Below are 217 nucleotides of genomic sequence, written 5' to 3'. Positions count from 1 at the left end.
GAGCCACAATGCTTGCCAGCGCCAGCACAGAAACAGTAATACCGGTACCAAGCGACATGGCAAGCACCGAAGCGACACCGACGTAAAACTGTCCAAGCAGGCTAGCAGCCCCCAGCATAAGCACTGCCCCAGTGCACGGACGCATTCCAATCGCTCCAACTGTCATCAGCGCTGTGCGCCAGTCGAGCGCTTGTTGAGGCTCGATATGATGAGCCCC

The 217-nt window shown here is 58.1% G+C and carries 1 protein-coding gene; it reads right to left on the bottom strand.

The features are described 5' to 3' along the window. Positions 1 to 217 (bottom strand): HoxN/HupN/NixA family nickel/cobalt transporter (locus tag INT22_RS20525; protein ID WP_446718938.1); only part of this gene is annotated, 217 nt, incomplete at both ends.

Source organism: Halomonas sp. 3D7M (assembly GCF_014897885.1).
Classification (GTDB): domain Bacteria; phylum Pseudomonadota; class Gammaproteobacteria; order Pseudomonadales; family Halomonadaceae; genus Vreelandella.
The sequence above is the reverse complement of the archived record's forward strand: the minus strand, read 5'-3'. Positions and strand labels throughout refer to the sequence as shown.